This is a genomic window from Methylobacterium sp. Leaf399 (genome assembly GCF_001424525.1).
Lineage (GTDB): Bacteria > Pseudomonadota > Alphaproteobacteria > Rhizobiales > Beijerinckiaceae > Methylobacterium.
Genome location: NZ_LMQK01000034.1, coordinates 22,389 through 35,688 on the forward strand (window position 1 = coordinate 22,389; position 13,300 = coordinate 35,688).

Here is a 13,300-nt window from a genome sequence, read left to right on the forward strand (position 1 = left end):
CCGGAGCGCCGGCCGCTCAGCGCAGGTCGCCCACGAGATCGCCGACCGCACCGCCGATGGCGACGGCCTCGGTCCGGAGGGCGGCGGCCTGGGCCCCGACGAAGCCAACGGTGCGCCGGACGGCGCGGATCGTGGGCGCCAGCGTCGGGGCGAAGGGCAGCAGGCGCTCCGGCAGCGCCTCGTCGGCGGCCTCGGCCTCGACCACGGCGGCCGCGAACGGCTGCGCCTCGGCCGGAACGACGGGGGCGGCCGGGTGCCGGCGCGGCGACGTCGCCGCCGTCTGCGCAGGCGCCTCGCGGCAGCGGTCCCCGCCGCAGCGGCCGAGGGATGCGGGGACTTGGGGGACGGCGATATGTGGGGCGGCGATCCTGACCGGTCGCGCGGCGACGCGGGCGACCGTCACGGACGGCACCAGGGGCGTGAACGCGGCGAAGGTGGCGACGGCCCCGGTCCGGTCCTGGTCGAGAACGGCCACCGAAGGCTCGGCCGCGCCAAGGGGCAGGCGGGCCATGCGCGGCAGCGCCGGGGCATCGGACGAGACCGATGTGGAGACTGTGGCGGCCGGCTCGGAGGGGCCGGTCGCGGGCATCGACTCCCAGCACACCGCGGTCAGTCCGATCACGGCGGCGACGACGAGGGTGGGCAGGAACGGCAGGGTCGCGCCGGCCGACGGCGCTCCGGCGAACGCGTCCGGCCCGGTGCATGGCCCGATGCATGGCTGGATGCTTGGCTCGATGCTTGGCCCGTTCCGCCTCGCCATCTCGTCCGACCCTCCGGTGCTTGCGCCTGCGGCGATAGAGCCCGCGGTTTGCGGCGGAAGCGGGGCCGTTCGCTTGCCCGACCGTAACTTGCGGAACCGCCGAGCCGTCGCCTATGGATGCCGCGCAGCGAGGGGCGGGCGTCCCCTCTTGCCCCCTGGCTTCGATGACCGAGACCACCCTCACCGTCGCCGTGATCGACCCGAGCCACGCCCGCGCCGCGATCCTCGAGGAGGGGCTGCGGGCGGCGGGGGTGGAGCGCGTCGTCATCCTGTCCGACAGTGCCGACCTGCCCGCGCAGGTGGCCGCCCTGCGGCCGGACGTGGTGGTCATCCACCTGGAGAGTCCGAGCCGGGACATCCTCGAACAGATGTCGGGCCTGTCGCGCCACGTCGAGCGGCCGGTGGCGATGTTCGTCGACCGCTCCGACGTGCCGATGATGCAGGCGGCGGTGGATGCCGGCATCTCGGCCTACGTCGTCGACGGGCTGCAGCCCCAGCGCATCCGCTCGATCCTCGACATCGCGATCCTGCGCTTCAACGCCTTCGCCCGGCTGCAGCGCGAATTGTCCGAGGCCCGCGAGGAACTGGCCGACCGCAAGGTCATCGAACGCGCCAAGGGCATCCTCATGGCCGCCCGCGGCCTCGGCGAGGAGGAGGCCTACAAGATGATGCGGCGCAAGGCCATGAACGAGAAGCGGCGGATGGCGGACATCGCCCGGGCCATCGTCACCGCCGCGGACATGCTCGGATGAGGCTCCAGATCGGCTACGTCCCGCTCCTCGATGCGGCCGCGCTGATCGCGGCGGTGAAGCTCGGCTTCACGGCCCAGGAGGGGCTCGCCGTGGACCTCGTGCCGGTGCCGTCCTGGGCGACCCTGCGCGACAGGCTGGCGCTCGGCCACCTCGACGGGGCGCACATGCTGGCGCCGCTGGCGGTGGCGAGCGCGCTCGGCCTCAGCGGCCTGGAGACGCCGCTGATCGTGCCGATCGCGCTCAACCTCAACGGCAACGCCATCACCGTGTCGATGCCGGTCTGGGAGGCGATGGCCGTCACCGACGGCAGCGACGCGGGCACCGTGGCCCGGGCCTTCGCCGGCGTCGCCCGGCGCCGGTCGGGGGAGGGCAGGCCGCTCGTCATCGGCACCGTGCACCCGTTCTCCAGCCACACCTACCAGCTCCGGCGCTTCGCCGAACTCGGCGGCCTCGACCTGGACGAGGGCGTCCACCTCGTGGTGATCCCGCCGCCGCAGATCGCCGAGGCACTGCAGCGCCGGCTCATCGACGGGTTCTGCGTCGGCAGCCCCTGGAACAGCGTCGCGGCCGCCGCCGGCTACGGGCGGGTCGCGGTCCTGGGCAGCGAACTCATCGCCGATTGCCCGGAAAAGGTGCTGGCCCTGCCCGCCAGCGAGACCGAGATCAGCCTGCCGCTGGTGCGGGCCCTGCGCCGGGCCGGGCTCTGGTGCCAGGAGCCGGGCAACCGCGCGCAGTTGGCCGCGCTGCTGTCCGCGCGCGACGTCCTCGGCGTCGATCCCACCGTGCTGGGGCATGCCCTGGCGGGAACCCCGATCTCGGGCGCCGACGGTGCCGTCAGGGTCGATCCGCGCTTCATCGTGTTCGGAGAGGACGCGCAAAGGCCCGATCCCGCCCACGCGCTCTGGTGCCTCGATGCGATGCGGCGGGCCGGCCAGGTCGTCCCGACCGCAGGCGCGGCCGAGATCGCCGCCGCGATCTACCGGCCCGACCTCTACGACGACGCCCTCGCGACCGGGATCGCCTGAGTCCGTCACGCGACGCCGGATGCCTTTCTGCACGGCACACCGGCAGCCTGCCCGGCTTTTGTGCAGCGCACTCAAGACGCCGAGACCGGGCGAGGCGGCGCCCGCCGTCGCCGTGCCCCCCTTGCGCTGCCGTCCGCGACTGGAATCGGCCGCTCACGGCGGTTGGCACGCGATCTGCAAGCCTCCCCCCGGTCCGTCAAAGGCGATGGGCGTATCCGTCGGCAAAGCCGCTGACCCAAGTCTTCCGTTGGCGCGCATCCGCTGCTGCCGACGATCGGCGCTGGGCGGCGGTTTTTTGTTTGGCGATCTTCACGAGGGAGTCTGCGGTTCGATGGGTGACAGTTTTCAACATGACCGCCCCACAAGCCGGCGCAGCCTCCTGAAGGGGGCGGCCGCCGCCCTCTCGGTGGCCGCCGCCGCCCGGGCCGCCCTTCCCGGCGGCGCCTTCGCGCAAGGCGCGGGGCCGGAGGTCAAGGGCGCCAAGCTCGGCTTCATCGCGCTCACCGATGCCGGCCCGCTGTTCGTCGCCAAGGAGAAGGGCTTCTTCGCCAAGCACGGCATGCCCGACGTCGAGGTGCTCAAGCAGGCCTCCTGGGGCACCACCCGCGACAACCTCGTGCTGGGCTCGGAGGGCAACGGCATCGACGGCGCCCACATCCTGACGCCGATGCCCTACCTCATCACCGCCGGCCGCGTGACGCAGAACAACGTCCCCGTGCCGATGCAGATCCTGGCGCGGCTGAACACCAACGGCCAGTGCATCTCGGTGGCCAAGGAATACCTCGAGCAGAAGGTCGGGCTCGATTCCAAGGTGTTCAAGGCGGCCGTCGAGAAGAAGCGCGCCGCCGGCAAGGCGGCCAAGGCGGCCATGACCTTCCCCGGCGGCACCCACGACCTCTGGATCCGCTACTGGATGGCGGCCGGCGGCATCGACCCGGACAAGGACATCGAGACCATCGTCGTGCCCCCGCCCCAGATGGTGGCGAACATGAAGGTCGGCACGATGGACTGCTTCTGCGTCGGCGAGCCGTGGAACGCCCAGCTCGTGCAGCAGGGGCTCGGCTACACCGCGCTCACCACCGGCGAACTCTGGAAGGACCACCCCGAGAAGGCCTTCGCCATGCGCGCCTCCTGGGTGGAGAAGAACCCGATCGCGACCAAGGCGCTGCTGATGGCGGTGCTCGAGGCGCAGATGTGGTGCGACAAGCCCGAGAACCGCGACGAGTTCGCCGCCATCGTCGCCAAGCGCCAGTGGATCAACATCCCCGTCGGCGACGTGGCCGGCCGCATGAAGGGCACCATCGACTACGGCGACGGCCGGGTGGTCGAGAACAGCCCGCACATCATGAAGTTCTTCGCCGACAATTCCTCCTACCCCTACCAGTCCCACGACCTCTGGTTCCTCACCGAGGACATCCGCTGGGGCAAGTTCGACGCGCAAACCGACACCAAGGCGCTCATCGCCAAGGTCAACCGCGAGGACCTCTGGCGCGAGGCCGCCAAGGCGCTCGGCGTCACCGCCATCCCGGCCTCGACCTCGCGCGGCAAGGAGACCTTCTTCGACGGCAAGGTGTTCGATCCGGCCGATCCCGCCGCCTACCTCGCCAGCCTCGGCATCAAGAGGACCGCTTAAATGGCCACCACCTCCACCATCGGCGTCACCGCGCCGGGCATCGCGGCCAAGGCCGCGGAGAAGGCACCGCGGGCGCCGTTCATCACCGCGGCGTCCCTGCGGGGGATGGCCGCCAACCTGATCCCGCCCGTGGTGGTGATGATCGCCTTCCTGGTGATCTGGGAGTTGCTGTGCTCGCGCCCCGGCGCCGGCCTGCCGCCGCCCTCGCGCGTGGTCACCGAGGCCTGGGACATCATCGTCAACCCGTTCTACGACAACGGCGGCACCGACAAGGGCCTGTTCTGGCACATCTCCGCCAGCATCCAGCGCGTCGCCCTGGGCTTTGCCCTCGCCACCGTCGTCGGCATCCTGGTCGGCACCCTGATCGGGCAGTCGGACTGGGCCATGCGCGGGCTGGACCCGATCTTCCAGGTGCTGCGCACGATCCCGCCGCTGGCCTGGCTGCCGCTCTCGCTCGCCGCCTTTCGCGACGGGCAGCCCTCGGCCATCTTCGTGATCTTCATCACCTCGATCTGGCCGATCATCATCAACACGGCCGTGGGCATCCGCAACATCCCGCAGGACTACCGCAACGTCTCGGCGGTGCTGCAGCTCAACCCGATCGAGTTCTTCTCCAAGATCATGCTCCCCTCGGCCGCTCCCTACATCTTCACCGGCCTGCGCATCGGCGTCGGCCTGTCCTGGCTCGCCATCGTGGCCGCCGAGATGCTGATCGGCGGCGTCGGGATCGGGTTCTTCATCTGGGACGCGTGGAATTCCTCGCACATCAGCGAGATCATCGTCGCCCTCGTCTACGTCGGGGTGATCGGGTTCATCCTCGACCGCTTCGTGGCCTTCATCGGCAACCTCGTCACCCGCGGCGCCGCCGCCTGACCCCCGTGCCCGCGGCCCGGCGGGCCGCGGGCACGCCCCCGACGACGCCCGCTTCCTCCGACATCGAAGAGCCCACGATGACCTACCTCAGCATCGAGAACGTCGGCATCAGCTTCACGCGCAACGGCCGCACCAACGAGGTGCTGCGCGACGTGAGCGTGAAGATCGCCAAGGGCGAGTTCGTCTCGCTGATCGGGCACTCGGGCTGCGGCAAGTCAACGGTGCTCAACATCGTCGCCGGCCTGCTCAAGGCCTCCACCGGCGTGGTTCTCCTGGAGGACAAGGAGGTGAACAGCCCCGGCCCCGACCGGGCCGTGGTGTTCCAGAACCATTCCCTCCTGCCCTGGCTCACGGTGCGCGAGAACGTGTCGCTGGCCGTGGACAAGGTGATGAAGGGCCGCAAGACCAAGGCCGAGCGCAACGAGTGGATCGACCACAACCTGGCGCTCGTGAACATGACCCATGCGGCCGAGCGGCGGCCCAACGAGATCTCGGGCGGCATGAAGCAGCGCGTGGGCATCGCCCGGGCGCTCGCGATGGAGCCCAAGGTGCTGCTGCTCGACGAGCCCTTCGGGGCGCTCGACGCGCTCACCCGCGCCCACCTTCAGGATTCGCTGATGGAGATCCACGGGCGGCTCGGCAACGCCGTCATCATGATCACCCACGACGTCGACGAGGCGGTGCTGCTGTCCGACCGCATCGTGATGATGACCAACGGCCCCTCGGCCACGGTCGGCGAGATCCTCAAGGTCGACCTCGAGCGCCCGCGCCGCCGCCTCGAACTCGTCGAGGACCCGACCTACACCCACGCCCGCGCCGAGGTGCTGGAGTTCCTCTACGCCCGCCACGCCAAGCCGGCGGTGGCGGCCTGACGCGGACCGTGCGGGAGCCCGTCATGCGTGAGCGTCTCGTCGTCATCGGCAACGGCATGGCCTCGTTGCGCTTCCTCGAACGCCTGACCGAGGCGGCGCCGGGCCTCTACGACGTCACGGTGGTCGGCGCCGAGCCGGTGGCCGCCTACAACCGGGTGCTGCTGTCCTCGCTGCTCGGCGGCGAGGTCGACGAGGGCGCCTGCGCCTTCCGGGGCCTCGACTGGTACGAGAGCCACGGCATCCGCCTCATCACCGGCGCTCCGGTCACGCAGATCGACCGCGAGAACGCGATGGTCATCGTCGGCGAGGCGCACGTCCTGCCCTTCGACAAGCTCGTGCTGGCCGTCGGCTCCCTGCCGATCCGGCTGCCGAAGCCCGGCATGGACCTGCCCGGCGTCCTCACCTTCCGCGACCTCGCCGACGTCGCCGCGATCCGCCGGGCGGCGGTGGCCGGGGCGAAGGCCATCGTCATCGGCGGCGGCCTGCTCGGGCTGGAGGCGGCCGTCGGCCTCGCCCGCCTCGGGGTCGACACCACCCTGCTCCACGTCATGGACCGGCTGATGGAGCGCCAGCTCGACCACGCGGCCGCCGACCTCGTCAAACGCGCCATGGAATCGCGCGGCATCCGGGTGCTGCTCGAGGCCGACACCGCCACGATCGAGGGCGAGGGCCGGGTCGAGCGCCTCGTCCTCTCGGACGGCACGGTGCTGCCGGCCGACCTCGTGGTGATGTCGGTGGGGGTGCGCCCCAACGCGGGCCTGGCCCGGGACGCCGGGATCGAGGTCGGTCGCGGCATCAAGGTCGACGATCGCATGACGAGCTCGGACCCACGCATCTTCGCGCTCGGCGAATGTGCCGAGCATCGCGGGCTCGTCTACGGCCTCGTGGAGCCGGCCTACGAGCAGGCCGAGGCCCTGAGCCGCCACCTCATCGGCGAGGAGGCGGCCTATGCCGGCACCGCCCTGTCGACGAGCCTCAAGGTCTCGGGCCTGCCGGTGTTCTCCGCCGGGCAGATCGAGGCGCCCGATGGCGCCGAGACGGTGGTGATGTCCGATCCCGGCCTCGGCCTCTACCGCAAGCTCGTCATCGCCGACGACCGACTCATCGGCGCGGTCTTCGTCGGCGACATCTCCGAGCAGGGCTGGTGCAAGTCCCTGATCCGCTCGGGCGAACGCATCGCGGACCGCCGCGACGACCTGATGTTCGGGCGCGCGGCGCCCCAAGCCCAATCCCTGGCAGCATGATGGAGGCTACCATGGCCGACGACTTCAACGCCGAGCAGAAGCGCTACCTCGAAGGCTTCGCCTCGGGCATCGCCGCCGCGCGCCTCACCGGCGGCCTCGCCCTCGGGCAAGGTGCCGCCGCGCCCTCCGAACCCACCGGGCCGGACGCGATCCACATCAAGGCGCAGGACGCCGCCGTGAAGGCCGGCGGCAAGCTCGTCGACCAGGAGAAGTGGAAGCGCGCCGAGAACCCGTTCGAGGGCCACAACCGCCTCATCGCGGAAGCCGCCGCCGGCAAGACCCCGAAGCCCGAGGACAACTTCCGCTGGCGCTACCACGGCCTGTTCTGGCTCTCGCCGGCCAGCAGCGACTTCATGTGCCGCCTGCGCATCCCCAACGGCATCCTGCAGCACTGGCAGTTTGCCGGCATCGCCGACCTCGCCGACGCCCACGGCGGCGGCTACAGCCACGTCACCACCCGCGCCAACCTCCAGGTCCGCGAGATCAAGGTCGAGCACGGCCAGCCCTTCCTCGACGGGCTGATCGACCTCGGGCTCACCGCCCGCGGCTCGGGGGCGGACAACATCCGCAACGTCACCGGCTCGCCGGTGGCCGGCATCGACGCCCAGGAACTGCTCGACACCCGGCCGCTGGCGAAATCCTGGCACAACTGGATCGTCAACGACCGCTCGCTCTACGGCCTGCCGCGCAAGTTCAACGTCGCCTTCGACGGCGGCGGCGTCATGCCGGTGCTGGAGGAGACCAACGACATCGGCTTCCAGGCGGTCGAGGTCCTGGAGGGTGCCGCGGTCGCTCCGGGCGTGTGGATGCGTCTCGTGCTCGGCGGCATCTCCGGCCACCGCGACCTCGCCCGCGACACCGGCGTCGTCCTGAAGCCCGGGGACTGCAACCGGGTCGCCGACGCGATCCTGCGGGTGTTCATCAAGAACGGCGACCGCACCAACCGCAACAAGAGCCGCATGAAGTACGTGCTCGACGCCTGGGGCTTCGACAAGTACCTCGCCGCCGTCGAAGAGGAGCTGGGCTACACGCTCGCTCGCGTCGATCCCGCCCATGTCGCCCCGCGCGGGCCCATGGACCGCTTCGCCCATGTCGGCGTCCACAGCCAGGTCCAGGCGGGCCTGAACTGGATCGGCGTGATCCTGCCGGTGGGCAAGATGACCACCGACCAGATGCGGGCCCTGGCCGCCATCGCCGCCGACTGCGGCGACGGCGCCATCCGCCTCACCGTCTGGCAGAACTTCCTGTTCTCGGGCGTGCCTGACGCGAAGGTCGCCGAGGTCGAGGCGCGGGTCGCCGCGCTGGGGCTCACCACCTCGGCGTCGAGCATCCGCGCCGGCCTCGTGGCCTGCACCGGCATCAAGGGCTGCAAGTTCGCCGCCTCCGACACCAAGGGCCACGCCCTGATGATCGCCGACTACATCGAGGCGAACGTCCTCGAGCTCGACGTGCCGGTGAACGTCCACGTCACCGGCTGCCACCATTCCTGCGCCCAGCACTACATCGGCGACATCGGCCTCATCGGCGCCAAGGTCCCGGTGGGCGAGGAGGGCGACACCGTCGAGGGCTACGACATCGTCGTCGGCGGCGGCTTCGGCGACGCCCCCAAGATCGGCACCGAGATCTGGAAGGCGGTCAAGGCCGAGGATTGCCCCGGCCGGGTCGAGGCGCTGCTGCGCAGCTACCTCGCGCGGCGCACGAGCCCCGCCGAGAGCTTCCAGGCCTTCACCGCCCGCACCGGGCCCGAGACCCTGCGCAACCTCGCCGAAGACCAACCCGTGTTGAGAGCCGCCGCATGAGCGAGCACGTCGCCCCCCCGCTGGTCCTCATCCCCGAGACCGCCCCCTTCTCCGACGACCAGCGCTCCTGGCTGTCGGGCTATTTCGCGGCGCTGCTCGGCCCGGCCGTCGAGGGTGCCACCGCGCTGGCACCCGGCGCCCTGCCGGGCGGGCCAAAGCTCGCCGACAACGACGACGCGCCCTGGCACGACCCGGCCATGCCCCTGCCCGAGCGCATGGACATGGCGCGTGAGCGGCCCGAGCCCCAGAAGCTGATGGCGGCCATGGCCCAGCAGGACTGCGGCCAGTGCGGCTACAACTGCGCCGATTACGCCAATGCGATCTTCCTCAAGAAGGAGGAGCGGCTGAACCTGTGCCAGCCCGGGGGCAAGGACACCCTCCGGATGCTCAAGAAGCTGGAGGAGGAGTTCGGCACTGCCGGAGGCGTCACTGCAAAGACCGTCGATGCCGATGCGCCCAAGGCGGAGGCCCCGCTCGGGCCGCTCGGCTACTGCCGCGAAAACCCGGTGGAGGCGACCTTCCTGTTCCGCGAGCGCCTCAACGCGCCGGGCGGCGAGAAGGAGACCTGGCACATCGAGTTCGACCTGACGGATACGCCGATCGAATACGTCGTCGGCGATTCGCTGGGCCTGTTCCCGACTAACGCCCCGGCGTTGGTCGATGCGGTGATCGCCGAACTCGGCAGCCGGCCCGAGCGGATGATCGGGGGCAAGACCCTGCGCCAGCGCCTCATCGCCGACTACGCGCTCGGCGGCGCGCCGGACGCGCTCTACCAGCTCCTCTCGCTCCTGACCGCGGGGGAGGCCCGCAGGAAGGCGCAGGCGCTCGCCGCCGGCGAGGACCCGGACGGGGACGCCGCCCATCTCGACGTGCTCGGCGCGCTCCACAAGTTCCCCGGTGCCCGGCCCGATGCGGAGGTGTTCCTGGAAGCCTTGGACGCGTTGCAGCCGCGGCTGTACTCGATCTCGTCGAGCCCCAAGGCCGATCCGGGCCGGGTCTCGCTGACGGTGGACGCGGTGCGCTACACCCACCGCTCGCGCCTGCGGCTCGGCGTCGCCTCGACGCACCTGGGCGAGCGCATGCCCGAGAGCACCAAGGTCAAGGTCTACCTGCAGAAGGCGCACGGCTTCGCGCTGCCCGAGGACCTGTCGAAGGACGTCATCATGTGCGGCCCCGGCACCGGCATCGCGCCGTTCAGGGCCTTCCTGCGCGAGCGGGCCGCGACCAAGGCGCCGGGGCGCAACTGGCTGTTCTATGGCCACCAGCGCCAGGCCTCCGACTTCTTCTACAGGGACGAGCTGAACGGCCTGAAGGACGCGCGTGTTCTGACCCGCCTGTCGCTGGCCTGGTCGCGCGACGGCACCGAGAAGACCTACGTCCAGGACCGCATGCGCGAGAACGGCGCCGAACTCTGGAAGTGGCTGGAGGAGGGCGCGCATTTCTACGTCTGCGGCGATGCCAAGCGCATGGCCAAGGACGTCGAGCGCGCGATCATCGACGTCGCCGGCGCCCACGGCGGCAAGAACCCCGACGAGGCCGTGGCCTATCTCGCGCACCTGAAGAAGAGCGGGCGCTACCAGGCCGACGTTTACTGAGGTGGCATTCCCCCTCCCCGCAAGGGGGGAGGACACGTCGCCATCCCCGAGGATCACGCCATGAATGCGCACGTCCCGGACCCGGTGCCGGTCACCGTCAAGACCACCTGCCCCTATTGCGGCGTCGGCTGCGGCGTGCTCGCGACCCCGGACGGGCAGGGCGGGGCGGCTATCGCGGGCGACCCGTCGCATCCGGCCAACTTCGGCCGCCTGTGCTCGAAGGGCTCGGCGCTGGGCGAGACCCTGTCCCTCGACGGCCGGCTGCTCCACCCCTCCGTCGACGGCGCCCGGGCGAGCTGGGACGCCGCCCTGTCGACGGTGGCCGACGGCTTTGCCCGCATCGCCGCGAAGCACGGGCCGGAGGCGATCGCGTTCTACCTGTCGGGCCAGCTGCTCACGGAGGATTATTACGTCGCCAACAAGCTCGCCAAGGGCTTCATCGGCACGCCCAACGTCGACACCAACTCGCGCCTGTGCATGTCGAGCGCGGTGGCCGCGCACAAGCGCGCCTTCGGCTCGGACACGGTACCCGGCTGCTACGAGGACCTCGACGAGGCCGACGTGATCGTGCTGGTGGGCTCCAACACCGCCTGGTGCCACCCGATCCTGTTCCGCCGCATGGTCGACGCGCGCACCCGGCGCGGGACGAAGCTCGTCGTCGTCGATCCCCGCCGCACCCAGACCGGGGAGGAGGCCGACCTCTTCCTCGGGCTCGAGCCCGGCACCGACACGGCCCTGTTCTCCGGCCTCTTCGTCCATCTGGTCGAGACCGGGGCGATCGACCGCCGCTTCGTCACCGAGCACACCGCTGATTTCGAGGCCGCCCTGGAGCGCGCCCGCACCATCGCCCCCGACGTCGCCGCCACCGCTCGGGCGACCGGCCTCGCGATCGCGGACGTGGCCGCCTTCTTCGCGCTGTTCGCCGCGACCCCGCGCGTGGTCACCGCCTTCTCGCAGGGCGTGAACCAGTCGGCGCAGGGGACCGACAAGGGCAACGCGATCATCAACTGCCACCTGGCCACCGGCCGCATCGGCAAGCCCGGGTGCGGGCCGTTCTCGCTCACCGGCCAGCCCAACGCCATGGGCGGGCGCGAGGTCGGGGGGCTGGCCAACATGCTGGCCGCCCACATGGGGTTTTCCGCCCCCGACGTCGACCGGGTCCGCCGGTTCTGGGACGCGCCGGCCATCGTCACCGGCGAGGGCAGGAAGGCCGTGGCCCTGTTCGAGGGGATCCGCGCCGGCACCGTCAAGGCGCTGTGGGTGATGGGCACCAACCCCCTCGTCTCGATGCCGCAGGCGGACACGATCCGCGAGAGCATGGGACAACTCGACCTCTACGTGGTCTCCGAGGCGGTGGACGACAGCGACACGGTACGCGCACGCGGGCGGACCACGGTGCTGTTGCCGGCGCTGGCCTGGGGCGAGAAGGACGGCACCGTCACCAACTCCGAGCGCCGCATCTCGCGCCAGCGCGGGTTCCTGCCCGCGCCGGGCGAGGCCCGCGCCGATTGGGCGGTGATGGCAGACGTCGGCCGGCGCCTGGGCTTCGGGGCCGCCTTCCGGTTCGACGGGCCGGCGGCGGTGTTCCGCGAGCACGCCGCCCTCTCCGGCTTCGAGAACGCGGGCAGCCGCGACTTCGACCTTACCGGCGTCGGCGCCATCACCGACGCCGCCTACGCCGACGCCGCGCCGCTGCAATGGCCGCTGCGCGACTGCGGGGATGGACAGGCCCGGCTGTTCGCGGACGGCCGCTTCTTCACGCCCGACCGGCGCGCCCGCTTCGTGGCGGTGGAAGCGCCGGCATTGGCCTCGACGCCGGGCCCGGACTTCCCCTTCGTCCTCAACACCGGCCGGGTCCGCGACCACTGGCACACGATGACGCGCACCGGCAAAAGCCAGCGCCTCTCGGCGCACCGGGCCGTGCCCTTCGTCGAGATCCACCCCGACGACGCGGCCGCGGCTGGCCTCGCCAACGGGGACCTCGCGCGGGTCGCCACGTTCCACGGCAGCGCCGTCCTCGAGGTGATGGTCACCGCAGGCGTCCGTCCGGGCAGCCTGTTCGCCCCCTTCCACTGGAGCGACGCCACGGCGTCGGACGCCCGCGTCGGCGCCTTGGTGCGCGGCGTGCCCGACCCGGTCTCGGGCCAGCCCGAGCTCAAGGCGACCCCGGCCGCGGTCGCCCCGGTCGCCTACCGCCACCGCGGCTTCCTCCTCGCCCGCGCGCCGATCCGTCCGCCGGCGGGCTGGTGGTGGGCGCGGGCCACGGTCCAGGGCGGCGCGGGGCTGCAGTTCGCCACGCAGGATTCCTCCCGCGAGGTGGCCCTGGCGATGCGCGGCCTGTTCCAGGGCCTCGACGTCGCCGACTACGCCGACCACGGTCGCGGCCGCTATCGCTGTGCCGTGTACGACGAGGGCCGTCTCGTCGCCTGCCTCGCCCTGGCACCGAGCGCGGAGCGCCCGGACTGGGAGGCGGAAAAGGCCTATTTCGCGGCTCCGGCCCTCGAGCCGAGCGCGCGGCGCGCCCTGCTCTCCGGCCGGGCCGAGACCGCATCGGCCGGGCCCACGGTCTGCGCCTGCCATGGGGTCGGCCTCGACGTGATCGCGGCCGCCATCGCGGCGGGTGCCGGCAGCGTGGAGGCGGTGGGCGCCGCCTGCAGGGCGGGCACGAATTGCGGCTCGTGCATCCCTGAGATCCGCAAGATGCTGCCTCCCGCGCTTGCGCGCGACGCCGCGTAGTCGCACTTTCG

10 protein-coding genes are annotated in these 13,300 nt (G+C 71.5%); 9 read left to right on the forward strand and 1 reads right to left on the reverse strand.

From position 1 onward, the window contains the following. Positions 1-16: 16 nt before the first annotated feature. A complete protein-coding gene (locus ASG40_RS18565) occupies positions 17-589 on the reverse strand; it encodes a hypothetical protein (protein ID WP_156387812.1) in 573 nt (190 codons plus the stop codon). Between the two features lie 335 nt (positions 590-924). Here ASG40_RS18565 and ASG40_RS18570 point away from each other — a divergent pair, with 335 nt between their 5' ends. The 9 genes from ASG40_RS18570 to ASG40_RS18610 all read left to right on the forward strand — a co-directional run bounded on the left by ASG40_RS18570 (position 925) and on the right by ASG40_RS18610 (position 13,289). Further along, positions 925-1,512: an ANTAR domain-containing response regulator gene (locus ASG40_RS18570; protein ID WP_055889067.1), complete on the forward strand. Its 588-nt coding sequence runs from the start codon at positions 925-927 to the stop codon at positions 1,510-1,512. Further along, positions 1,509-2,537, forward strand: coding sequence for a CmpA/NrtA family ABC transporter substrate-binding protein (locus tag ASG40_RS18575; protein WP_055889071.1), 1,029 nt, complete (start codon positions 1,509-1,511; stop codon positions 2,535-2,537). Before ASG40_RS18570 ends, ASG40_RS18575 begins: the two co-directional genes overlap by 4 nt. 331 nt (positions 2,538-2,868) lie before the next feature. After that, positions 2,869-4,170, forward strand: a complete 1,302-nt coding sequence (locus ASG40_RS18580) for a CmpA/NrtA family ABC transporter substrate-binding protein (RefSeq protein WP_055889074.1) — start codon at positions 2,869-2,871, stop codon at positions 4,168-4,170. Further along, the gene (gene ntrB / locus ASG40_RS18585; RefSeq protein ID WP_055889077.1) at positions 4,171-5,043 is read left to right on the forward strand and encodes a nitrate ABC transporter permease; all 873 of its coding nucleotides are present in this window, start codon (positions 4,171-4,173) and stop codon (positions 5,041-5,043) included. It begins immediately after the preceding gene. 77 nt (positions 5,044-5,120) lie between these two features. Further along, the gene (locus ASG40_RS18590) at positions 5,121-5,915 is read left to right on the forward strand and encodes an ABC transporter ATP-binding protein (RefSeq protein ID WP_055889081.1); all 795 of its coding nucleotides are present in this window, start codon (positions 5,121-5,123) and stop codon (positions 5,913-5,915) included. A gap of 23 nt (positions 5,916-5,938) precedes the next feature. Continuing rightward, positions 5,939-7,159: an NAD(P)/FAD-dependent oxidoreductase gene (locus ASG40_RS18595; protein ID WP_055889084.1), complete on the forward strand. Its 1,221-nt coding sequence runs from the start codon at positions 5,939-5,941 to the stop codon at positions 7,157-7,159. 11 nt (positions 7,160-7,170) lie between these two features. Further along, positions 7,171-8,958, forward strand: a complete 1,788-nt coding sequence (locus tag ASG40_RS18600) for a NirA family protein (RefSeq protein WP_055889087.1) — start codon at positions 7,171-7,173, stop codon at positions 8,956-8,958. Beyond that, on the forward strand, positions 8,955-10,553 hold the full coding sequence (locus ASG40_RS18605; RefSeq protein WP_055889089.1) for a sulfite reductase subunit alpha: 1,599 nt from the start codon (positions 8,955-8,957) through the stop codon (positions 10,551-10,553). The genes ASG40_RS18600 and ASG40_RS18605 overlap by 4 nt, the downstream gene beginning before the upstream one ends. A gap of 60 nt (positions 10,554-10,613) precedes the next feature. Continuing rightward, positions 10,614-13,289: a nitrate reductase gene (locus tag ASG40_RS18610; RefSeq protein WP_055889092.1), complete on the forward strand. Its 2,676-nt coding sequence runs from the start codon at positions 10,614-10,616 to the stop codon at positions 13,287-13,289. Positions 13,290-13,300: the final 11 nt, after the last annotated feature.

What these genes read in the sequence shown, in the direction of transcription:
- ASG40_RS18580 (WP_055889074.1), top strand. Translation starts at nt 2,869, where the DNA reads ATGGGTGACAGTTTTCAACATGACCGCCCCACAAGCCGGCGCAGCCTC.
- ASG40_RS18570 (WP_055889067.1), top strand. Translation starts at nt 925, where the DNA reads ATGACCGAGACCACCCTCACCGTCGCCGTGATCGACCCGAGCCACGCC.
- ASG40_RS18595 (WP_055889084.1), top strand. Translation starts at nt 5,939, where the DNA reads ATGCGTGAGCGTCTCGTCGTCATCGGCAACGGCATGGCCTCGTTGCGC.
- ASG40_RS18600 (WP_055889087.1), top strand. Translation starts at nt 7,171, where the DNA reads ATGGCCGACGACTTCAACGCCGAGCAGAAGCGCTACCTCGAAGGCTTC.
- ASG40_RS18565 (WP_156387812.1), bottom strand. Translation starts at nt 589, where the DNA reads ATGCCCGCGACCGGCCCCTCCGAGCCGGCCGCCACAGTCTCCACATCG.
- ASG40_RS18590 (WP_055889081.1), top strand. Translation starts at nt 5,121, where the DNA reads ATGACCTACCTCAGCATCGAGAACGTCGGCATCAGCTTCACGCGCAAC.
- ntrB (WP_055889077.1), top strand. Translation starts at nt 4,171, where the DNA reads ATGGCCACCACCTCCACCATCGGCGTCACCGCGCCGGGCATCGCGGCC.
- ASG40_RS18605 (WP_055889089.1), top strand. Translation starts at nt 8,955, where the DNA reads ATGAGCGAGCACGTCGCCCCCCCGCTGGTCCTCATCCCCGAGACCGCC.
- ASG40_RS18575 (WP_055889071.1), top strand. Translation starts at nt 1,509, where the DNA reads ATGAGGCTCCAGATCGGCTACGTCCCGCTCCTCGATGCGGCCGCGCTG.
- ASG40_RS18610 (WP_055889092.1), top strand. Translation starts at nt 10,614, where the DNA reads ATGAATGCGCACGTCCCGGACCCGGTGCCGGTCACCGTCAAGACCACC.